17 protein-coding genes are annotated in these 21,610 nt (G+C 38.9%); 14 read left to right on the forward strand and 3 right to left on the reverse strand.

Going from position 1 to position 21,610, the window contains the following annotated elements; translation table 11 throughout:
- Nucleotides 1–46 precede the first annotated feature (46 nt).
- The 3 genes from ACHFIY_RS06020 to ACHFIY_RS06030 are packed head-to-tail and all read right to left on the reverse strand — an operon-like array spanning nt 47 to nt 3,988.
- Nucleotides 47–1,249 (reverse strand): glycosyltransferase, encoded by a 1,203-nt coding sequence (locus tag ACHFIY_RS06020; RefSeq protein ID WP_410845162.1) that lies wholly within the window; start codon nt 1,247–1,249, stop codon nt 47–49.
- Nucleotides 1,242–3,413, reverse strand: a complete 2,172-nt coding sequence (locus ACHFIY_RS06025) for an exopolysaccharide transport family protein (protein WP_410845163.1) — start codon at nt 3,411–3,413, stop codon at nt 1,242–1,244. Before ACHFIY_RS06025 ends, ACHFIY_RS06020 begins: the two co-directional genes overlap by 8 nt.
- A gap of 44 nt (nt 3,414–3,457) precedes the next feature.
- The gene (locus tag ACHFIY_RS06030) at nt 3,458–3,988 is read right to left on the reverse strand and encodes a TolC family protein (protein ID WP_489685637.1); all 531 of its coding nucleotides are present in this window, start codon (nt 3,986–3,988) and stop codon (nt 3,458–3,460) included.
- 1,052 nt (nt 3,989–5,040) lie between these two features.
- On the opposite strand from ACHFIY_RS06030, the gene ACHFIY_RS06035 reads away from it, so the two are divergent.
- From ACHFIY_RS06035 to ACHFIY_RS06100, 14 genes are all read left to right on the forward strand, one after another.
- Complete coding sequence (locus ACHFIY_RS06035; RefSeq protein ID WP_410845165.1) at nt 5,041–5,367, forward strand: hypothetical protein; 327 nt, start codon at nt 5,041–5,043, stop codon at nt 5,365–5,367.
- Nucleotides 5,368–5,487: 120 nt separating this feature from the next.
- Entirely contained in the window at nt 5,488–6,750 is a 1,263-nt protein-coding gene (locus ACHFIY_RS06040) for a hemolysin family protein (RefSeq protein WP_410845166.1), read from the forward strand.
- Nucleotides 6,751–6,782: 32 nt separating this feature from the next.
- A complete protein-coding gene (locus ACHFIY_RS06045) occupies nt 6,783–8,036 on the forward strand; it encodes an AAA family ATPase (RefSeq protein ID WP_410845167.1) in 1,254 nt (417 codons plus the stop codon).
- 3 nt (nt 8,037–8,039) lie between these two features.
- Complete coding sequence (locus ACHFIY_RS06050; RefSeq protein ID WP_410845168.1) at nt 8,040–8,870, forward strand: HNH endonuclease family protein; 831 nt, start codon at nt 8,040–8,042, stop codon at nt 8,868–8,870.
- A 235-nt stretch (nt 8,871–9,105) separates the two neighbouring features.
- Nucleotides 9,106–10,824 carry a M3 family oligoendopeptidase gene (locus tag ACHFIY_RS06055; RefSeq protein WP_410845169.1) on the forward strand — a complete coding sequence of 573 codons (1,719 nt, stop codon included), beginning with the start codon at nt 9,106–9,108 and terminating at the stop codon, nt 10,822–10,824.
- A gap of 24 nt (nt 10,825–10,848) precedes the next feature.
- Nucleotides 10,849–12,024, forward strand: coding sequence for a hypothetical protein (locus ACHFIY_RS06060; protein WP_410845170.1), 1,176 nt, complete (start codon nt 10,849–10,851; stop codon nt 12,022–12,024).
- Nucleotides 12,025–12,941: 917 nt separating this feature from the next.
- Nucleotides 12,942–13,484 carry a CopD family protein gene (locus ACHFIY_RS06065; protein ID WP_410845171.1) on the forward strand — a complete coding sequence of 181 codons (543 nt, stop codon included), beginning with the start codon at nt 12,942–12,944 and terminating at the stop codon, nt 13,482–13,484.
- Nucleotides 13,485–13,513: 29 nt separating this feature from the next.
- Nucleotides 13,514–14,170, forward strand: coding sequence for an alpha/beta hydrolase (locus ACHFIY_RS06070; protein ID WP_410845172.1), 657 nt, complete (start codon nt 13,514–13,516; stop codon nt 14,168–14,170).
- Nucleotides 14,171–14,282: 112 nt separating this feature from the next.
- Entirely contained in the window at nt 14,283–14,861 is a 579-nt protein-coding gene (gene pth / locus ACHFIY_RS06075; protein WP_410845173.1) for an aminoacyl-tRNA hydrolase, read from the forward strand.
- A gap of 120 nt (nt 14,862–14,981) precedes the next feature.
- Nucleotides 14,982–15,593: a fumarylacetoacetate hydrolase family protein gene (locus ACHFIY_RS06080; RefSeq protein ID WP_410845174.1), complete on the forward strand. Its 612-nt coding sequence runs from the start codon at nt 14,982–14,984 to the stop codon at nt 15,591–15,593.
- A gap of 52 nt (nt 15,594–15,645) precedes the next feature.
- Entirely contained in the window at nt 15,646–17,712 is a 2,067-nt protein-coding gene (locus ACHFIY_RS06085; RefSeq protein ID WP_410845175.1) for an alpha-ketoacid dehydrogenase subunit alpha/beta, read from the forward strand.
- A 628-nt stretch (nt 17,713–18,340) separates the two neighbouring features.
- Complete coding sequence (locus tag ACHFIY_RS06090; RefSeq protein WP_410845212.1) at nt 18,341–19,678, forward strand: MBOAT family O-acyltransferase; 1,338 nt, start codon at nt 18,341–18,343, stop codon at nt 19,676–19,678.
- 3 nt (nt 19,679–19,681) lie between these two features.
- Nucleotides 19,682–20,626 (forward strand): hypothetical protein, encoded by a 945-nt coding sequence (locus tag ACHFIY_RS06095; RefSeq protein WP_410845176.1) that lies wholly within the window; start codon nt 19,682–19,684, stop codon nt 20,624–20,626.
- Nucleotides 20,627–20,698: 72 nt separating this feature from the next.
- Complete coding sequence (locus tag ACHFIY_RS06100; RefSeq protein WP_410845177.1) at nt 20,699–21,580, forward strand: alpha-1,2-fucosyltransferase; 882 nt, start codon at nt 20,699–20,701, stop codon at nt 21,578–21,580.
- Nucleotides 21,581–21,610: the final 30 nt, after the last annotated feature.

The raw sequence follows: 21,610 nt of genomic DNA on the forward strand, positions 1-21,610 counted from the left end.
TAGTGCTTCTTCGTGTTTCTGTGCCTTTGTGGCTAAAATCCTTTGCTTATTCAATTTTTTTCCCGTGGAAATGCTGCGTGGCAACCGAGTGCTTATTGGCATTTTTTGCTTTTAGCAAAGAAAGTACTTGGTAAAAAACAAACTTAGGGATACCCGTCAATGCCTTGTAAATACGCTTGTCAGTAGGCGAAAGCAACAAGGCTATAAAAAAACCAGCCACAAACATGGCAAAGCCAATCAGCCACAGCACTGCTATAAAAGGGCTAATAAAAACATTGGCTGCCATCAAGAAAAAAGATAGGATAAGAAAAATGAACAATGGCGGCCTCAATAAAATAAAGCCAAACAAAAATTGGTTCCAGTTGGCATTGCGTATGCCCAGCCCTATAATCTGGAAGCTGAATACAAAATACTTGAACCAGGTATTGATCCAGCGAGCACGTTGCTTTACCAACTGATCCGATTGCGAGGTTTTTTCGTCATATACTACCGCATCGGCTGTGAACGCAATACGGTAGCCACGGCTAAGGATTTCTTTTTGCAGCACTTTGTCAAAACCAGCACCTGTTATGTCTAAATGCCCTAGGCATTCTTTGTATAGCTGTACCGTGAACGCCATGCCAGACCCTGCTAAGGTGGCAGAAGAACCCACTTGAAACAATATTTTACCATCGTAAAAATGGTAATACACATCCCTTGCCGCATCGATACAGGCATAAGTAGTGTCTAAATTTTTAGCTTTCCGCTCGCCCTGCACGGCAGAAAAACCTGCATCGAAATAAGGGTTTAATTGAGATAGGTAATCTGGTTCTACCAAATTGTCGCTGTCAATAATTGTAAGCCTTTCGTGCCGCCTTTTAAAATTGTTAATGGCATAAAAATGCGAGCGTGTGTTGCTGGCAAGGGTTTCTTGCGGCCTTAGCACAATTACACGGCTATCGGCAAAATGAAGGTTGCTCACATCGCACTTATCGGCCACGATGTAAATAAGGTAATTGCTGTATTGCAGGCGCAGCAGCGAGTCTATTACTGGTGGCAGGGTATGCGTTTGCTCGTAAGCGGTAACAATAATGGCGTAGTCTGCTTCGCCGCTGGCCTGGCTTGCAGGCTTGGTATCAATGGGCAATTTCTTTTTGGGTAAAATGACATACAAAAGGTACAATACCAGTGGCAGTGCCAGGTTGTACCCAATAAGCAGTTGAAAGCCAAGCCAAACCCAATAGGCAATATGTAAAAATAGGCTAGTCATCGTTATTTTTTCTTTTCTTTTTCCTGTTTTTGAATTGATTAATGAGCCTTTTTAACCTTGATTTACGGTTAGAAACCTTGTTTAAAATAAAACCGATAAATTGCTTGTCAATGCCCCTAAGATAGTTGATTTGTAAATCTTTAGTGCTTGAGATAGTTTGGTTTGCCTGAAAAATAGCCAATACTTTTTCTGCCATCACTACCCACTCCTTCGATTTGTTCATGTTGTCCAAGGCGTTAGCATCAATAATAATAACGTCAAAGGTATCTTTTAGCACGTTTATCTTTTGTTTTACAACATGTTCTTCGCACAATTCAAACAGAGAAGTATCGCCACCTTTATTTGCTAATACGCTAAACCCGTCATTGCTAACCATATCGAGCAAATGGAGCGTGCCATTTAAATAATCTTCCAAAAAGAAAGGAGACTTTGTAATTTCAGTTATTGAAGGAAAATCAAAATCGCCGTCTATCAGCAATACTTTTTTATTGGCCATTGAATAGGCGTATGCAAGGCTAAGTGCTGTGAAAGACTTGCCCTCGCCCTCTGAAATACTAGTAACAGCTAACACATGGCTATCCTTCATTTCCATTTCTACCTCAAACCTTGCCGAGCGGAGCAGGGTTTTGTAGCGTTGCAGTTCTGTGCTAGGCCTATTGCTATTCCATACTGACTGCAAGTTCAATGATGTTTTTTTCAACAGCGGCAAATAGCCTAAAACAGGGATATTGGTTTTGTTGGCCAACTCCCTTGATGTTTTAAGACTGTCGTCTAAATAAAACACAATAAACAGTACCACTATATACAAAACAACTGGCACTACGCCGCTTGCTGCTGTCAAAATCATTTTTTTAGAAGGTGCAGCAGGCCCTGGCATGGCCATTTCAATTTGCTTGATACGTGGCGAAATGGTTGACTCCATTGAGGTTTGGTTGTATTTTTGCAATATCTCAATATACTCCTTGCTGGCAATATCTATTTCTGTTTCAAACGATTGAATCACGGCTTCGTGCGGCACTAGCTTGTCGTAAGCTGCATTTAGCGAGTTTATTTTGTTTTGCAAAGAAGCAATGCTGTTTTTGGCAACTTCTAGCTGCACTTGCAATGTTAACTTTTGCGATATTAAATTGGTTTTAGCCGACAAAGGGTCTGTAATATACTTGTCAGACTGTTGTAGTATCTGGGCTGTGATGATGCTTTGCAGCGAGTCAATTTTTACTTTTATTTTAGGGTCGTAATTGCTGCTGATGTATTTCTCAGTATATCGTTTAAGGATGTCTTTTGTGGCCAGCATTTGCTGGTTTAGTTTTATGAATGCAGTTTCTACATACATCCTGTCTTGCGGGTTAAACATATTGTCAATGCTTCTAATGGCACCCGCATTGGCCAGAACGTCTTTTTCCGTTATTTCTTTCCTCGATTCAAAATCTGCTATTTGCGCATAAATGCTCTTGGCTTGCTCCGCTAGGTTTAGCACCCTGTTTTGTATTTTGTATTCTTTCAGGGCTTGCATTTTGGCGTTCATAGAATCCCTTTTTTCCTGTAGCAGGGTTTCTAAAAAATCAACGCCCTTTACATGGTTTTCTTTTACAATATACCCGTAATAAGCCACAAATTCGCTGCAAATAGAATTAATGACAAACGCACAGAAATAGGGATTGTCACCTTCAATTTCTAGGTCAATGAAATCGCTGTTGCTCACCCTGTAAACAGACAGCTTTTTCTTTAGCGATTCTAAGTCGTAACCCATCGAGTTTAGTAAGTCGTCCAGCTTCTTTTGGTCTGCATCATACAGGTACAACGACTCCCTTGAAGTATATTTCTTTATAAAAATATCCCTATAATGCGCAACTTGGTTTTGGTCTAGGCTAAGAAAAAGCTTGCTTTTTTTCCTGAATGTAGGAGTACTATCCTTTAGGTCGTGCAATATCAGCAAGTACGACACCTGGTCTAGTATTTTTTTTAATTGGATAGACTGTATCAGGTTGGCAAACTGTAAATTGATTTGCGACTCCTGTGCATCCTGCTTGCTGTCTAGCACCTGTGCCTCGGTTTGGTCCACCAATCCTGTTGCCAATCGCCCTCTAGAGGTAAAGCTTTCGGGCAGGTGCTTGGTGAGTGTAAAAGTAAATGCAATGGCAATCAGCGACGATGCCAGGATCATGAACTTTTGACGGTAAATAAGGTATATAAAGTTGCGTAGCTCCATTATCGTACGTCTTCTAATTTTTTACATATAATTTCTTCCAGCGTGCTTTTAGATACTAGCAAATTGCCTTCAGACGCAATGATATTTTGTTTCTGCTCGGTAAAGGCAATAATTGCCTTGTTGTAATTTTCAAAGGTCTCTTCTCCTTTTTCAAATTTATATTTAATTATCTTATAATTTGCTTCTATGTCAACAGCGGTTTTCGATTGCAGTTTCAAAATAGTCAATTGCTGGATATATTTATAGTATCGGCTTTTAACTTCTGCTTCTATGTTTAGGTCATAGGCATCCTTGTCTAGGTTGGCAATAAGCAATTCATTTTTGCTTTGCCTAATAGTATAGGGCTTTTGTAAAATGGCAGCCAAGTTTAGAAAAACGCCTACCTGATAGCCAGACAAAACCGGTGCCGACAAGGAAGTAGTGTTAGTAGGGCTGTATGCCAAGGAAAAAGTAAGCAGATCGTACCAAGATTTTTTTGTTTTGGTTACATTATCCTGCGCCATGATTACCCTGCGCTCAAAACTTTTCATTTTTGGGTAATTGATTTTGGCTTCGTCAATTAACTTTTGAAGTAATTTATAATTTATCTCAGTATAAATAGACTCCTGTGCATTGGCACAAACAGAAAACGACAAAACAACTAAACCGAGAAATATTTGTTTAAAGCAGCCCTGCATTTTTAATATTTGTTGATAAAATTGTTTTTTGAAATATACAAGTTTTTGTTATTACTCGGGTATTTTTTGCCATAAAGGCACAAAGAAGCACAAAGTTTTAAAGTTAAGTATAGAAAAAAGCATGTAATCTTTTCTTTTTCCTTCTTAGCGCTACTTTGAGCCTTCGTGCCTTTGTGGCAAATACTAGCTAGCACTAACAGCAAAGAAAGTGAAATGTGGCTGCAATATCATATTAAAATATGCTATAGCTGCCTATTTTGGTTTTTAATCACCCACATACCCATTGGGGTGCATAAAAGTTTTTCGCTTTTTAGTGAAAAAATACCCTACTATAACCCTGCCCGCCCTTATCCCAAAAAGCCGGAACAAACACCCCCAGGGGCAAGAAGATGGGATGCAAAACGAGGACACTTATACAATTTCTATACTATTACTTTTTCTGGGGTTTTTATTAAAATAGTTTCAGTTTTGACAATTTTCGGTTTTTTTTCCTATTTGCGATTTTTTGAAAAAACGTCCCCTTGCCTTTAAATCATTGATTATCAACAATAAAGGCAAATTTTAATGCGTATTTTGTGCCTATTTTGTGCATATTTTTTGAGTGATTCGTGCATACTTTTTGCGTATTTCATGCTCATTTTGTGCGTAATTTTTGCGTATTTTACAGCCATCAATACAAGGCTAATTTTTTAAGCTAAAACTATCTTAATATTAATAAAAAAAGAACATTGATGCAAATACTAGTTGATAGCTTGTAAAATGTGTTTAACCTAGGTTTTTAGCAAGGGCATTTCTGGCACAAAGATAAGGTTTTTAAAAATTAAGGAATATCGCCACAAAGCGAAAAACTTTTATGCACCCTACCCATTGCTGAGGCAAAATTTAGTAGTAATATCGCACTGCGAATGATAGATACGGCTCAAATAAAAGATACCTTGGAAAAAGAAACGGGCATGGTTTTTCAACCAACGCTTTCCTTGGAAGATTTACAGCATGCTTTGGCTATTTATATCAACCAATTGATTGTTTCAAATTTTGAGAAGCTCGTTTTCCTATTGTACCGCATAGATATTAGTGAAAAATCGATACAACAATTGCTCCAGCAAGCCACTACCGCAACGGCTGGGGAAACCATTGCCAAAGCCATTATAGAAAGGCAATTGCAAAAAATAGAACTGCGTAAAAAATATACACCACCAGCCAATATTGCTTCGGAAGAAGAAAAATGGTAGGGAGATTTATTCTGAATTTTTCATCTTAAATGTTGAATTAGACAAAACCTAATGCTCTCTTCCGGGGATGAAGGAAAATTATTGCGATTAAAAAACTACTTACCGTATATTCGTACTATCATGGCAACAAGCACTATCGTCATTATCGGCATCGTACTCTCCCTGCTGTTCATTGCCTTTTTTGCGGGCTATGAAATAGCTTTTATCAGCGGCAACCGCTTGAACACAGAGCTAAAAAAAAAGCAGGGCAAACGCAGCGGCCTTATCATATCCCGTTTCATGGAGCATCCGGCTCAGTTTATTGGCACTTGCTTGGTGGGTCTGAATTTTTTTTTGGTAGGCTATGGTTTATTGTTCGACGAATTGCTTAGGCTTACTTTTTGGAATCCGCTCCATATCCAAAACGAGTACTTGAAATTGGTGTTCGATACCTTGTTGTCTGCCGTTGTAGTATTAATTGTCGGTGAGTTTATACCAAAAGCCATTTTCAGGGCTAAGGCTGATAGTGCCTTGCATTTTTTTGCTCCCATTTCCAGTTTTTTCCATCAATTGTTCCTGCCAGTTACCAATTTGTTCGTGGGCATATCCCAATGGATACTCAAATATTTATTTAATGTAAAAACCGGAGATAAATCCAGTGCATTCAGCAAGGTTGATTTAGAGCATTTTTTCCAGCAAAATAAAGTGCTGGACGAAGACAAGCAAGAGCTAAATACCGAGCTATTTGAAAATGCCCTAAGCCTTCCCGGCATCAAGATACGCCAATGCCTAGTGCCCCGCACAGAAATAGAAGCCATTAGCGTGAACAGCACCATGCAAGATGCTGCCACCATGTTTATTACTACCCGGCTTAGCAAACTGATTGTTTACGATGTCAGGATAGATAACATAGTTGGTTATATACACCAGCTAGACCTTTTTAAGAAACCTACATCTATTAAAAATATTATACACCCAATTCCCGTGGTGCCAGAAACCATGAGCGCCACCGATTTGATGAATAAGTTTTCTAAAGAACGCAAAAGCATAGCTTGGGTAGTGGATGAATTTGGAGGCACAGCGGGCATCATTACCATGGAAGATTTACTGGAAGAAATTTTTGGCGAGATACAAGACGAGTACGACACCGATGATTTCGTTGAAAAGCAAATAGCCGAGGATGAGTTTATTTTGAGCGGAAGGCTGGAGTTAGATGCCCTAACAGAAAAATACAACTTGCAATTTCCCGAGCATGATTCAGAAACCCTTAGCGGCTATATCATTAACCACCACGAAACCATACCCAAGCGCAGCGAAAGCATTATAATAGAAAACTACCAGTTCGACATCCTTACTGTCAGCGATACAAGGATAGACATGGTAAAGCTAAAAATACTGAGATAAGTAACCTTCTTTTTAATATAATAAAGAACAATATGTTCCTAAAAAAATTAACCCTCCATAATTTTAAATGCCTCTCAAATATTGAATTGTCATTTGAAAAAACACAAACCACAAACCGGAAATGGACTTTGATTTTAGGCGAGAATGGAACCGGGAAAAGCAACATTTTAAAATCAATTGCTTTAGTAACATTGGGGAGCAATGCTTTGGGCGAACTTTTGGGCAATACTGATAGCTGGATAACATTAAATGAGAAAAGCTGCACAATAAGAGCTGTGTTGGAAACTAAAAAAGGAGAAGAAAGAATTATTTCCTTGCAGTTTAACAGGGGGGATAACCTTTCCAAAATCATTTCCAATAACAGAGATTCTCTTCACTTGATCGATGATGCTATAGAAAATGCAGACCGGAATTATTTTGTAGTTGCTTATGGAGCAAGCAGGCGCTTATCCAATGAGGTATTCTCCAATTTTGAAAAGAGCAGGAATGGCCGTTCAATCAATGTGAGAAATTTGTTTGATAATGCTTCCACATTAAACCCTTTGACTGCTTGGATTATTGAGTTGGATTATCGTTCAGGTAATGAAGGGATAAATTTAGTAAAGGAAGCGTTGAATGATTTCTTGCCGGGAATTGATTTTCATTCTATTGACAAAGAAAAAAAGCAAGTATTGTTTCAAACTCTTGATGGCATTGTTCCACTTGACCAGTTAAGCGATGGCTATCAAAACATGGCAGCATGGATTGGGGACTTGCTTTATAGAATTACTGAAACGTTTAAAGATTACAAAAAGCCATTAGAAGCAAGAGGTTTGCTGCTGATAGATGAAGTGGATTTGCATCTTCACCCCAAATGGCAACGAATGTTATTGGACTTTGTGGGGAATAAGCTTCCAAACTTTCAGGTGGTTGCAACAACCCATTCGCCCCTTACCGCACAACAGGCAGACAAAGGAGAACTGTTTGCCTTAAAGCGAAACGACAATAATGTTGTAGAAATAATCCCTTTCATAGGCTCGCCAAAATCACTCTTGGTAAATCAGCTACTAATGACACCGGTTTTTGGTTTAGAAACAGACGAGAGCTATGAAGTACAACAAGCAAAAGAAACGTATGAATTATTGAAATCAAAAGATGGTTCCTTGAATAGTGGCGATAAAGAAAAAATGAAAGTGGCAAAGCAAAAGTTAAAAACGATGCTGCCGAAAAGAACAGCTCCTGCATCAAGTGTAAAGGAAATGGATTTGCTAGAAAGAATCGAAACCAAATTAAGCATCAAAAAATAATGTATGATAGCTTTAGAACGAGAAAGGACTACTCAAGCCATCAATGCTAAATATAGAGGGGTGGATAAAAAAGCGAAGGATAAAGAATTGATGTTTGCTAAAAGAGATTTTCTAAATGACCAAAACAAACCTGTTGAATTCAAAAGCACATTTTGGAAAACGGCTAAAACCCAACTGAAAAAAGAGAGCGGGGGAAAGTGTGCCTATTGCGAAGCAAACACAGAAGTAGTTGCGCACGGCGATGTGGAGCATTACCGGCCTAAAAGTATATACTGGTGGCTAGCTTATACCTACGACAACTATTTATACGCCTGCCAAATTTGCAATCAAACCTATAAGAGCAACAATTTTCCTATTGGAGCAAACCAATTCCCTATTCCAGTTATTGCTAAAAATACAACAGACCAAGAGATTGAACAGTTAGCAGGAAATATTTCACCTGACCCAATTGAGATTGCTTTGAATTATTCACTTCAACAATTTTTAGATAACCATAAGGCAGAGGTTGCACTTTTATTAAACCCATATTTTGACGACCCTGCAACTTATTTTGCCTATGAAGCAGACGATTTAATAGAAGAAGTGAAAATTGTTCCTACACAACCAGCGTTTGCCCATCATGTTAAAGCAGCCGAAGATTATTATGGCATCAACCGGATTGAACTTAAAAACATAAGATATTCAGTTTACACAAAGTTCCGAGCCTTTAAAATGGCTTACAAAGCATTGGGAGATGAAGTTGTTAAGAGAGAAGTGAAAAAGCAAATTGAAGATATGCTTTCAAACAAATATCTATTTGCGGGCATGAATAGATATTTTGATGGAAAGTTTTAATCCAAAACTCAAATCCATATACAAAAAATATACTTTCAACTGGTTCCTGCAATTATTGCGAAAGAATAGTTTTTATATAACAAGCCTGTTTACAACTAGCCTTAGCTTAGTACCAACTAGCCCACGTCAAATATTGGTGTTGTTACTTCCCACTTCTGCTTTCAACTAGCCCCAATTCATAATTCATCCTCCTCTTTTTTTCCGTTATTTTTGCCGCCACAAAAATATATAAGCAATGGCATTAAGCGCAGATATACAAAAATTGGAAAGGCATTTTGTGCCGCAGGATTTTACAGTAACCACATGGGAAGAGCTAGAACCCTTTTTTAAATTGTTACTGGAAAGGGAAATTGACTGCAAGGAAAGCCTGGAACAGTGGCTGAAAGACATTAGCGAAATAGAAGCCGTAGTAAGCGAGGATGCCTGCTGGAGGCAAATAAAAATGACTTGCGACACTACCAACAAGGCACTAGAAGACTCCTTTACTTTTTTCTGCATGGAGATACAGCCCAAGCTACAGCCTTATGCAGATGCGCTGAACAAGAAATTAATCGCATCGCCCTTTACCAAAGACCTAGATCAGGATCAGTTTTTTACCTACATCCGCAGCGTTAAAAAGAATATCGACTTGTTCCGGGAAGAAAACATACCGCTTCAAGCAGAGTTAAGCGTGATGCAGCAGCAGTATGGCGTGATTGCTGGCAAAATGACCGTGGAAGTAAATGGTCAGGAATATACCTTGCAGCAAGCTGCTAAATTCCTAGAAAATGAAGACAGGGCTTTGCGTGAACAAGTATACCGGAAAATACAGGAACGCCGCTTGCACGACAAAGCAGCCATGCACGACCTATATAGCCAATTAATTGGTAAACGCCACCAAGTAGCACTAAATGCAGGCTTTGACAACTATCGAGATTATAAATTTGTGGAACTAGGCAGGTTCGACTATACCAAGGAAGATTGCTACCAGTTTCACGAAGCTGTGAAACTGCATGTGCTGCCCCTAATAAGTAAAATATACGAAAAGAAAAGAAAGAAGCTAGGCCTAGATACCCTGAAACCTTGGGACACAGAAGCAGAACCTGCGGGCATCACCCCATTGAAACCTTTTACTAATGGTAATGATTTATTGGCAAAATCGGAAGCCTGTTTTGAAAAATTAAACCCATTTTTTGCCGACTGCCTCCGCAAGATGGATGAACTGAAACATTTTGACTTGGAAAGCAGGAAGGGCAAAGCACCCGGGGGGTACAACTGCCCACTTACAGAAAGCGGTGCACCATTTATTTTTATGAATGCTGCTGGGCAAATGAGCGACGTAACCACTATGGTGCACGAAGGCGGACATGCCATCCATTCTTTTTTGTCGCACGGGCTGGAATTGAGCGCTTTTAAAGAATACCCAATGGAAATAGCCGAAGTAGCCAGCATGAGCATGGAATTGCTCAGCATGAGCCATTGGGATAGCTTTTTTAGCAATGCAGACGACCTGAAACGTGCAAAGGAGCATCAACTAGAGCGTACGATTACCATTTTCCCTTGGATAGCCATTATAGATAAGTTCCAGCATTGGGTATATGAAAACCCTTCGCATACCCCAGAAGAAAGGACTAAGCAATGGTTATCAATTCTAAATGAATTTTCTACGGATGCCATTGATTATTCAGGCCTTGAATTATACCGTGAAATAGGGTGGCAGCGGCAGCTGCACTTGTTTGAAGTGCCATTTTACTACATAGAATATGGCATAGCCCAATTAGGCGCTATAGGTTTATGGATGCAGTATATAAACAACCCAGAGCAGGCTTTGCAAAACTATATTAATGCCTTAACCCTTGGCGGAACCAAGACATTGCCTGTTTTGTACGAAACAGCAGGGTTGAAATTAGACTTGTCGCCAGCATATATCAAAAATCTGATGGTATTTGTAAACGAGCAAATGGAACAGTTGTAGCAACAAACATCCAAATACCATTATATGCAAATAATAGAGGTAAACAGCAGTGTTACCGAAAAGGAATTTATTGAAATAAATGCAACGCTTAATAAGGGCAACCCCTGCTTTATCCGCCCGCTGGACAAGGAAGTGAAGGAAACCTTTAACCCGCAACACAATAAAAACTTTAAGCACGGCGATGCCAAAAGGTGGATAGTTGTTGGGGGTGATGGAAAAACCATTGGCCGCATTGCCGCTTATATAAATGAAAGGTACATTAACAGGGGTACTGATTTTATTACCGGGGCAGTTGGCTTTTTTGATTGTGCCAACAACCAAGATGCTGCCAACCTACTGTTTGATACAGCCAAGCAATGGTTGCAAGAACAAGGTGCAGAAGCAATGGATGGCCCCATTAATTTTGGCGACAGGGACAAATGGTGGGGGCTTTTGATAGATGGGTTTAACAAGCCGCCTGTGTATGGTATGTCCTTCAACCCACCATATTACCAGCAGTTGGTAGAGGGCTATGGGTTTAAAAATTACTACAACCAGTATTATTATACCATGGAGGTAGATGCCCCATTCCCAGATAAAATAATAGAGCGCCATGCAAAGTTTAAAGCAAAGCCAGAATACTCAGCAAGGCATTTAACGCTCGACAAGCTGGAAAAATATGCAGGGGACTTTGCAACGGTTTACAATGCTGCTTGGGCACAGCATGGCGAAGCAAAAGAAATAACCCAGGAAGATATACTAAGCCTGTTTAAACAAATGAAAACGGTTATGGACGAACGGCTGGTTTGGTTTGCTTATTACAAAGAAGACCCCATTGCCATGTTTATCAATATCCCTGACATCAACGAATATTTCAAGCATTTTAATGGAAAGCTGGGGATTATAGAAAAGCTGCGTTTGTTATGGATGAAAAAACGGGGCTATTGCAAAAAAGCCACTGGGCTAGCTTTTGGCGTAGTGCCAAAATTCCAAGCTATTGGCGTGGATAGCTTTATAATACAGGAAGTTGCGTTGGTTGTTCAAAATAAAGGATGGTACAATGAATATGAAATGGGCTGGGCTGGCGACTGGAACCCAAGGATGATTAATATTTACAAGGGGTTAAATGGCGTGCAAAGCCGCCATTTAGTTACCTATCGCTACATTTTTGACGAGTCTGTGCAACCATTTGAGAGGCACCCAGTAATGCAGTATAAGTAGAGGGGAGGCAAAGAGGCAATAGGCAAGGGGGCAAAGAGGAGGAAATAGCCACAAAGGCACAAAAACACGAAGAGGCAAAAAGTTTTAAGGGAAGAAGAAAAAGCAAGACAAACGTTTCTTTGCTTCCTTAAAGTGAAAGGGTTTATCTTAAAAGCATAGCCTTTGCGTAAAAACTTTGCGATTCTCTGCGTTTGATCGCTTAGTGTGCTTTGCGTTTTCAAAATAACATTTGGGGAAAGTTATTTTGAAAACGTTACATCGTGCCTTAGTGGCGGAAATCTTATGCTGTTGCTATCCATATTGTTCTTTTATGCACCCTCAAAAACAGGGCCTATTAAAAAAAAACTTATCTTTGTAGGGTAAACGCACTTGATACAAAGCATTTACAAAGCTAGTTTCCAGGAAGAAGTATCGTAGTTCTTTTTTTGCTAATATTAAAATAGTTGTAGTGCTAAAATTGGTGTTGCGTTTATCACCCACAAAGCACTCACTTTTTCTCACAAATCACTCACAAAATACGCACAAATCACTCAAAAAGTACGCACAAAACACGCACGAATCACGCACAATTTTTTTCAGATATTGTTGATAATCAATGGTTTAAATAAGCGAAAGCAATTTTTGAAAAACGGCAAAAGTGGAAAAAAGACCCAAAATGGAAAAACTGAAACTATTTTAATAAAAAAACAGTAAAAATAATAGTATAAGTGTTCTCGTTTTGCACTCCATCTTTTTGCTCCCTCTCCCGTAGGAAAGTTTGTTCCGGCCTTTTAGGATAAGAGAAGCCGGATGGGATCAGGGTTGTGTTACGGTGATTTTTTTACTAAAAAGCGAAAAACTTTTATGCACCCGTTCTTTTTAGGGTTATATTGCCTTGCTAGGCAAGCGCTATTTTGCATACAAGTAAATTTTGCCCCATGTACGAATATTTCAAGGCATTGCACATTATATTTATCGTAACCTGGTTTGCGGGCATGTTTTATATGCCCCGCCTTTTTATTTACAACGTTGAAGCAGCAGAGAAACTAGAAGCTGTAAAACAAATACTACAGCAACAGTTTACCATCATGATGAAACGGCTTTGGTATGGCATTACTTGGCCATCGGCTATACTCACACTCATTTTTGGCCCTGTTGTTTTATTCATGGGCGGCTGGAACAATGTTGTTTTTGAAGAACAGGGCAGGTGGCTGCTGATAAAATTAATATTTGTTATTTTTCTCTATGCGTACCATTTTTCGCTTCATATTATTTTTAAGCAGCAAGTAAATGGCATTTTCAAATACAGTTCACAGCAGCTAAGGGTTTGGAACGAAGTGGCTACCATTTTCCTAATAGCCATCGTAATGCTGGTAGTGGTAAAGCAAAGCATTAGTTTGATATGGGGCTTGGCAGGGCTGGTTAGTTTTATGGCAATATTGATGTGTGCGATAAAAATATACAAAAGCCTTCGGAAGTAAAATGCCAAACATCAATACCACAATATAATATGCAAACTGTATATTTCATATCTGGTTTAGGGGCAGACAAAAGGGCATTTGCTTTTTTAAATTTGTCTTTTTGCAAGCCTATTTTTATAGAATGGATTGTCCCACTGCCGAAGGAAACAATGGCTAGCTATGCTGGTAGGTTAAAAGCAGTTATTACCGAACCCAACCCAATTCTAGTTGGCCTGTCCTTTGGTGGGATGTTGGCAACCGAAATGGCAAAGACCGACCCAACACTAAAAGCCATCCTTATTTCCAGCAACAAAACAGCTAGTGAGTTCCCTTTTTGGCTGCGGCTTGGCAAATACTTCCCCATATACAAATGGATGCCAGGGAGCGTTACCAAATCCCGTCCCGCATTCCGCTTCTTTTGCTGGATGCTAGGTGCAAAAACAGAAAAAGGGAAGAAATTACTCTGGCAAATTATCCAGGATACAGACATTCCATTTTCCCAATGGGTGATAGAAGCCATTATGCAATGGGGCAATGATGTTATTCCCCCGAACATTACCCATATACATGGCAAGGCCGATAGGCTGCTGCCTTATTACCTTATCAAGAACCCTAATTATACCATACCCACCGGCGGCCATTCAATGGTAATGGCTTATGCGAAGGAAATTTCAGGGTTGCTAAAGGTATTGATTGATAAACCGTAAAGATTATTTGTAACAAGGGCAGTTAAATAGCAAAACGAGTAGCTAAACCATTTTTACTTACTACTTATGACTTACTACTTATTACTTACGACTACTTATTTACATTTGCCGCATGAGCAAGTTTTTGATTGTAGGGCTAGGGAATGTAGGCACAGAATACAACCACACCCGTCACAATATTGGGTTTGATGTGCTAGATGCATTTGTGCTAAAACACAATGGCTTTTTTCAAATGGACAGACTGGCATACAAAGCCGAGGTAAAGTGGAAAGGCAGGGTGTTTATTTGCATCAAGCCTACTACCTACATGAATCTAAGCGGCAAAGCGTTTAAATACTGGCAGCTAAAAGAAAACATAGACATTGAAAATACACTAACCATAGTAGATGACCTTGCCCTGCCCATCAACAAGCTGCGACTGCGTGCCGCTGGCAGCGATGCAGGGCACAATGGGTTACGGGACATACAACTAACACTAGGCACAGACAAGTACCCAAAACTACGCTTTGGCATCGGCAGCCAGTTCCCCAAAGGGATGCAGGTAGAATTTGTTTTGGGCAAATGGTTCCCGGAGGAACGCCCCCTCATTATCCAGAAAATAGACAAGTGTACCGAGGCTATTGAGCAATTTGCCACCATTGGCATAGAAAAAACCATGAATTTCATAAATAATTTAGCCTTTACACAATAAATCATATACAAAAACAGTTTATAAGTAGTGGAATACAATATATGTAGCAGGGTCTAGCAACAGCCACTTCAAAAAGGGGTGCATTTGCAGCTATATAATTACTATTTTAATACTACTACCATGAAGATTTTTTGTGTAGGGCGGAATTATATTGATCATGCAAAGGAGCTTGGGAACGACGTGCCCGAGGAGCCTGTCATTTTCATGAAGCCTAAAAGTGCTTTGTTACAGGCACATACACCATTTTATTACCCTGAGTTTTCAAACGAGCTTCATTACGAGGCCGAGGTAGTGCTGCGTATATGCAAGAATGGCCGCTATGTGCAAGAACGCCAGGCCTCTAAATACTACAATGCTTTTTCATTGGGTATTGATTTCACGGCAAGGGACATACAGAACGAGCTAAAGAAAAAAGGCCTGCCTTGGGAAAAAGCAAAAGCTTGGGACAATTCTGCTGTTGTAGCCAACTGGATAGACATTACGCCCGATAATGCCAAAAAGCCCGTTTCTTTTTCGCTGAAGCAAAATGACCTTGTTGTTCAACGGGGCAATACAAAGGACATGATTTTTTCTTTCAGCCAAGTAATAGCCCACATCTCTAATTATTTCTCTTTAAACATAGGCGACATGGTTTTTACCGGCACCCCAGCGGGTGTGGGCGAATGCATGCCTGGCGACAAGTTGGAAGGATTTATTGAAGAAACAAGCGTTTTTGAACTGGAAATAAAATAGCACCCTTTAACACGATTAAAACAAAAATTTTGAAAACAAAAAGTATTCTGCCATGCTGAACCGAGATACATTATTACAAGCATACCGGCTAATGGTTACGGCAAAAGCCATGGGCGATACATTTGAAGCCAACAGGCAAGCCTGTATTTACGAGCATTCTACCTCTAGGGGTCACGAAGCTATACAGATAGCCACTGGCATACAGTTATTGCCATGCGACTGGGTAAGCCCGTATTACAGGGATGACAGCATGTTACTTTCGCTCGGCTTCACGGAGCATGAGCTGATATTGCAACTGCTGGCTAAAAAAGATGACCCATTTTCCGGTGGGAGGTCTTATTACAGCCACCCAAGCAACAAAGATGGCGTTCGGCCGTCTATCATACACCAAAGCAGTGCCACGGGTATGCAAGCGATACCCACCACCGGGCTTGCGCATGGATTGCAGTTTTTAGAAACCACCCATTCTGCCTTGCTGAAAAAAGGCGAGAACGGCGAATGCCCAATTGTGCTTTGCTCTATGGGTGATGGCAGCGTAACCGAAGGCGAGGTAAGCGAAGCATTGCAATTTGCTGTTTTAAAGCAACTGCCTATTGTATATTTAGTACAGGACAACCAATGGGGTACTAGTGCTACCGCAGAGGAAACACGCACGTCCACTGCTTTTGAATATGCGGCTGGCTTCAAGGGGCTACACAGAATGCAATGCGATGGCAGCGATTTTATGCGCAGCTACGAGACCATGCAGCAAGCCATTGCTTATGCAAGGGTAGAACGTAAGCCAGTGCTTGTACATGCCCGTGTGCCATTGCTAGGCCACCATACCAACAGCATACGCCGCGAATTTTACCGTGACAGGGAAGATTTACTAAGGCATGGCTTGTACGACCCTTTACCCAAAATGAGGGTATTGCTAAACAGTGCAGGTTTTAATGACCATGATATTAATGAAACAGAGGCAGATGCGCAAAGAACGGTAACAGATGCTTTTGACAAAGCAGTTGTAGCAGAGGAACCAGATGCTACAAGCGTGGAAGACAATGTTTTTGCGCCTACACCAGTAACAGAAGAAAAAGGCACAAGAAGCCCTAAGGGAAGCGAGCAGGTAATGATGGTAGATGCAGCCCTACATGCAATAGAGGAAATAATGGAAGACCATGCCGAGGCGGTTTTGTATGGTCAGGACGTGGGCAGGAGGCTAGGTGGCATTTTCAGGGAAACCGCAACCCTTGCTGAAAAATTTGGCGACAAGCGTGTGTTCAACACCGCAATACAAGAGGCATACATAGTAGGCAGTACCGTGGGCATGTCTGCCATGGGCGTGAAGCCCATAGTGGAAGTGCAGTTTGGCGATTATATTTACCCAGGCTTCAACCAGTTGGTAAGCGAGGTTTCAAAATCCAACTACCTTACCAATGGCAAGTTTCCAGTAGGCGTGGTTTTGCGGGTGCCAGTAGGCGCTTATGGCGGCGGTGGCCCATACCATAGTGGTAGTGTAGAAAGTACATTGCTGTCTATCAAAGGCATAAAAGTTGCTTACCCATCTAATGCCGCAGACATGAAAGGGCTGATGAAAGCCGCTTACTATGACCCAAACCCTGTGGTAATGCTAGAGCACAAAGGCATATACTGGAGCAAAATGCCTGGTACGGAAGAAGCAAGAATGCCAGAGCCCTCAAAAGATTATATATTCCCGCTGGGCAAAGCAAGGGTAGTGCAAGCTGCCGAGGCTGCTCATATAAGAACAGGGGACACCGCTTGTATCATTACTTACGGCATGGGGGTATATTGGGCAAAAGCCGCTGCGAAAAAATATCCCGGCCAAGTAGAAATCATAGATTTAAGGACATTGTTCCCGCTTGATGAAGAAATGGTATTTGAGGCGGCCACCCGCCACGGCAAAGTGATAGTGCTAAGCGAGGAACAGCAAAACAATTCTTTTGCAGAATCGCTATCCCTGCGCATATCCAACAGCTGCTACCATTTCCTAGATGCAAGGGTAGAGGTAATTGGGGCTTTGAACCTGCCTGCCGTGCCTACCAACCTTATCCTAGAAGCAGCAATGCTGCCTACGGTAGATAAAGTGATAAAGAGGCTTGACAAGCTATTGAGGTATTAGGGGAAATAAATTAAGGTTTAGAGATAAAAAGTTGCAGTTAAGTGATTAGCTGCAACTTTTTTTGCTAATCAAAGTTGCCAAAAAAACTTACTTACTAGCGCAAGTGTTTAGCTTTAGTTCATCACTTGTACCTATTAAAAAAGGCAGTTTTTAACTTGTAAGCATCGTATAATAAAAAACACTGGTTACAACGCTTTTTTATAACCATACTGTATCTTAAAGACAATATTCAGTATTTTCATTATAGTCGTGCCTCAAACATCAATACTGATGCTAAAAAAAAGGGTAGTGGTTAGTTAAGCATTAATGAAAATTTGAAATGCGTATTATTATTATATAAAGATTATCAAATAAATGGAATGTTATGGGTTGGCAACAAAAAATTGGAGCAACCAATTTAGACTAACTAATTATACACATAAATTTGTTGCTCATCAAAGAACCTCGCGAGAGTAGCCACAACATTATAAAGGAATTGATTAAAATACGAAATGTAACAATCTGATTAATTATGCTTTTTAATTCTATACATTTTTTTGTTTTTTTTATTATTGTAACTACTTTTTATTTCGCTATCCCATATAAAAACAGATGGCTATTGCTATTACTTAGTAGTTGTTATTTTTATATGGCATTTGTGCCTATTTATATATTAATTTTAGGTTTTACAATTCTGATAGACTATTTTGCTGGCATTTATATTGAAAATGCAAAAGGACACAGGCGTAAGCTATATTTAATTTTTAGTTTGATTGCCAATATTGGTGTGCTTGCCGTTTTTAAATACTACAATTTTTTAAACAGCAACCTTACTTATTTTTTTAATGCCTTTGGCAAAACCAATCCTATTCCTTATTTATCAATCCTATTACCCATTGGGCTTTCTTTCCATACATTTCAGGCAATGAGTTATACCATAGAAGTATATAGGGCAAACCAAAAGGCAGAGAGACATTTTGGCATTTACGCTTTATATGTAATGTTTTACCCCCAGCTTGTTGCAGGCCCGATAGAGCGGCCCCAGAATATATTGCACCAGTTTAGGGAGCAATTCGATTTTAACTATGACAGAGTTACCAGCGGGCTAAGGCTAATGGCATGGGGTCTTTTTAAGAAAGTGGTAATTGCAGATAGGTTGGCAACCTTGGTAGATGCTGTTTATAATAACCCACACCATTATAACAGTTTTAGCCTTATTGTTGCTACTGTATTTTTTACCATTCAAATTTTCTGCGACTTTTCTGGCTATTCCGATGTGGCCATTGGCACGGCAAGGATTATGGGTTTTACCCTAATGACTAATTTTAACAACCCATACCAATCAAAAAGTATCAGTGAATTTTGGAAACGGTGGCACATTTCATTATCAACCTGGTTTAGGGATTATTTATACATCAGCATTGGGGGCAATAGGGTTTCAATCCCCCGCTGGTATTTTAATCTGTTTATTGTTTTTTTAGTGAGTGGTCTTTGGCATGGGGCCAATTGGACATTTGTTGTATGGGGTGCCCTGCATGGCTTTTATTTGGTTTTTGCACTAGCTACTAAAAATATAAGGGGAAAAATTAGCACAAAAATGTATATTGACAATGTACCTTTTTTGGATACGATAATCACCTTTTTATTGATTGCCTTTGCATGGATATTTTTTAGGGCAAATGATATAAACTCTGCCATTTATATTTCAACGCATATATTCACTGGCATACCAAGCTTAATACATAAACTTAAAACGCATGTCCCCATTTGGGAATTCATGGAGTTTGGGAAAGGCTATTTTATTTGTTCCCTTTTATTAATCTTGTTTCTAGAAACAATCCATTACCTACAAAGCAAAATAAATATTGGTGCTTTTTTTATTAGAAAACCTACCCAGGTTCGGTGGATTATTTATTTAGGTATAGTAGCTGCTATTGTATTGCTTGGTGTTTTTGAAGAACGCCAATTTATCTATTTTCAATTTTAATGCATGAAGAAGCTATTAATAAAAAGCCTTTTAATAATTACCATTGCCCTTGTAAGTGTAATTATTAAAATATTGATTTCTAATTTCAGTGACTTACGCCAACTGTCATATAAGGTGATACCTTTCAATAATGTATCTAATTCAATATGCTTTAAAGCAAAATTAGATCAGATGCCAATTTCACATAATTTCAAAAGCTGCACTTTTCTCATTGCGGGGTCGTCCATGAGCCTAAATGATATTTCAGGAAAAATTATTGCGAACAGGACCAATGAATGTGTTTATAACATTTCTTCCTGGGGTTTTAAACCAGTGCAAACTATCGAGTTTTTAAACCTAATAAAAAACAATAAGCTTAAATACATTTTTATAGCATTTAATAATATTGATTTTGGGAAGGCAGATGTAAACATTGACTTTAAGGCAACAGATGCATATTTAAATGGCAATAAACTAATAAAGTATTGGGGTGTGATTAATAAATTTAATTTCAACACCTTTTCAAAAGATTTACACTATAGATACAGATTTTCTAGCATCACCAATTCCTACGAATCAATTGCGTTTGATGAATTTGGTTCTGCACAACTAGACCATGAAGGCTTTGAAATTAGCAAAAAAAGATGGGACACTTATCAAGACACTACTGGCTTTGGTTATTTTTATAATAGTGTTAATACCTTAGGCATTGTTTGCAAACAAAGAAAAATAAATTTAATTTTAGTTTATCTGCCTTGCAGGCCCAATTTGCAATCCGCCCAAAATATTATTCAAAATCAAGCGGTTTCTAAAGTTTTAAAAAAGAGATTCGGCAACGCTTTCATTGATATTCAAAATATACATATTCCAATAAGCCAATATTGCGATGCAACACATTTATTTAGGGAGGGGGCAGAAAATATTACTAACTTAATAATTGACTCACTAAATAAATCAGTTTTTCGATAATTTATTTAACCTGTAACATAAGCATTATCATTTTTATTATTCAAAATTGTAGGCTTAAAAATAACCATTTATATGATAGCTGTAAGAATTGAGGGTCGTTTAGGAAACCAAATGTTTCAATATGCATTTATATATTCAGCATCAAAAAAATTACAAGCAAATTTTTATATTGATAAAGGAATAGAAGTGTTCAAGCTGTATAACTATTTTGAAATTGAAAAGGATTTGCATTATCCACTCGACAGATTTGTATTTTCGATAAAGGGCTATAAAAATATTTTTCAGTACCACTTACGGAGAGTGTATTATCAATTAGCCAATTTTATATTACTTAGAAATGAAATGGTATTAGAATATGATAACTTGCCTGCAAAGGCATTCCTAAAAAATTTAATTGATAACAGGCTTTATGTAGGTTTTTATCAGTCTGAAAATTATTTTAGCCATTGTGCTGAAGATATAAAAAAACTGTTTTCCTTAAAAAAAGAAGTAGCTTATTCTTACAAAAGGTATAAAGTTCAGTTTCCTAATGATAAAATAATTGTAACCATACATATAAGAAAAACAGATTATATAGGTATGGAAAATAGGAATTTGGGTGGGGCAGATTTATCGCTTCCATTTTCCTATTACCATAATGCAATTAAAGAATTGAATCGGGTGAACCATTTTTTTATTTTTATTTCTGATGACCAATCGGGGATAGAAGAGGAGTTTGGCTATTTACCGTTTAAATATATTTCGTATGACGATGAAATTATTGATTTCCAGCATATGCTTCATGCAGATATATGTATAATAGCAAATAGTACGTTTAGTTGGTGGGCAGCCTATTTAAATAAGAATCCCCAAAAAAAGGTGATAGCTCCTCAGCATTTCTTGGGTTGGCGAATTGGAACACAGGTTCCGCTAGAGATATATCCTTCCACCTGGGCTTTAATAAAAGTTGGATGAGTATATGAAGAAATACAGATTAAAATGCAA

The sequence above is a fragment of the Parasediminibacterium schistidii genome, assembly GCF_046546515.1.
Lineage (GTDB): Bacteria > Bacteroidota > Bacteroidia > Chitinophagales > Chitinophagaceae > Parasediminibacterium.

Bases quoted from the DNA above. Each gene is read 5' to 3' on its own strand.
- ACHFIY_RS06050 (WP_410845168.1), top strand. From the start codon at position 8,040: ATGATAGCTTTAGAACGAGAAAGGACTACTCAAGCCATCAATGCTAAA.
- ACHFIY_RS06025 (WP_410845163.1), bottom strand. From the start codon at position 3,413: ATGATCCTGGCATCGTCGCTGATTGCCATTGCATTTACTTTTACACTC.
- ACHFIY_RS06045 (WP_410845167.1), top strand. From the start codon at position 6,783: ATGTTCCTAAAAAAATTAACCCTCCATAATTTTAAATGCCTCTCAAAT.
- ACHFIY_RS06095 (WP_410845176.1), top strand. From the start codon at position 19,682: ATGAAGAAGCTATTAATAAAAAGCCTTTTAATAATTACCATTGCCCTT.
- ACHFIY_RS06060 (WP_410845170.1), top strand. From the start codon at position 10,849: ATGCAAATAATAGAGGTAAACAGCAGTGTTACCGAAAAGGAATTTATT.
- pth (WP_410845173.1), top strand. From the start codon at position 14,283: ATGAGCAAGTTTTTGATTGTAGGGCTAGGGAATGTAGGCACAGAATAC.
- ACHFIY_RS06040 (WP_410845166.1), top strand. From the start codon at position 5,488: ATGGCAACAAGCACTATCGTCATTATCGGCATCGTACTCTCCCTGCTG.
- ACHFIY_RS06085 (WP_410845175.1), top strand. From the start codon at position 15,646: ATGCTGAACCGAGATACATTATTACAAGCATACCGGCTAATGGTTACG.
- ACHFIY_RS06030 (WP_489685637.1), bottom strand. From the start codon at position 3,988: ATGAAAAGTTTTGAGCGCAGGGTAATCATGGCGCAGGATAATGTAACC.
- ACHFIY_RS06090 (WP_410845212.1), top strand. From the start codon at position 18,341: ATGGCATTTGTGCCTATTTATATATTAATTTTAGGTTTTACAATTCTG.
- ACHFIY_RS06100 (WP_410845177.1), top strand. From the start codon at position 20,699: ATGATAGCTGTAAGAATTGAGGGTCGTTTAGGAAACCAAATGTTTCAA.
- ACHFIY_RS06065 (WP_410845171.1), top strand. From the start codon at position 12,942: ATGTACGAATATTTCAAGGCATTGCACATTATATTTATCGTAACCTGG.
- ACHFIY_RS06070 (WP_410845172.1), top strand. From the start codon at position 13,514: ATGCAAACTGTATATTTCATATCTGGTTTAGGGGCAGACAAAAGGGCA.
- ACHFIY_RS06080 (WP_410845174.1), top strand. From the start codon at position 14,982: ATGAAGATTTTTTGTGTAGGGCGGAATTATATTGATCATGCAAAGGAG.
- ACHFIY_RS06020 (WP_410845162.1), bottom strand. From the start codon at position 1,249: ATGACTAGCCTATTTTTACATATTGCCTATTGGGTTTGGCTTGGCTTT.
- ACHFIY_RS06035 (WP_410845165.1), top strand. From the start codon at position 5,041: ATGATAGATACGGCTCAAATAAAAGATACCTTGGAAAAAGAAACGGGC.
- ACHFIY_RS06055 (WP_410845169.1), top strand. From the start codon at position 9,106: ATGGCATTAAGCGCAGATATACAAAAATTGGAAAGGCATTTTGTGCCG.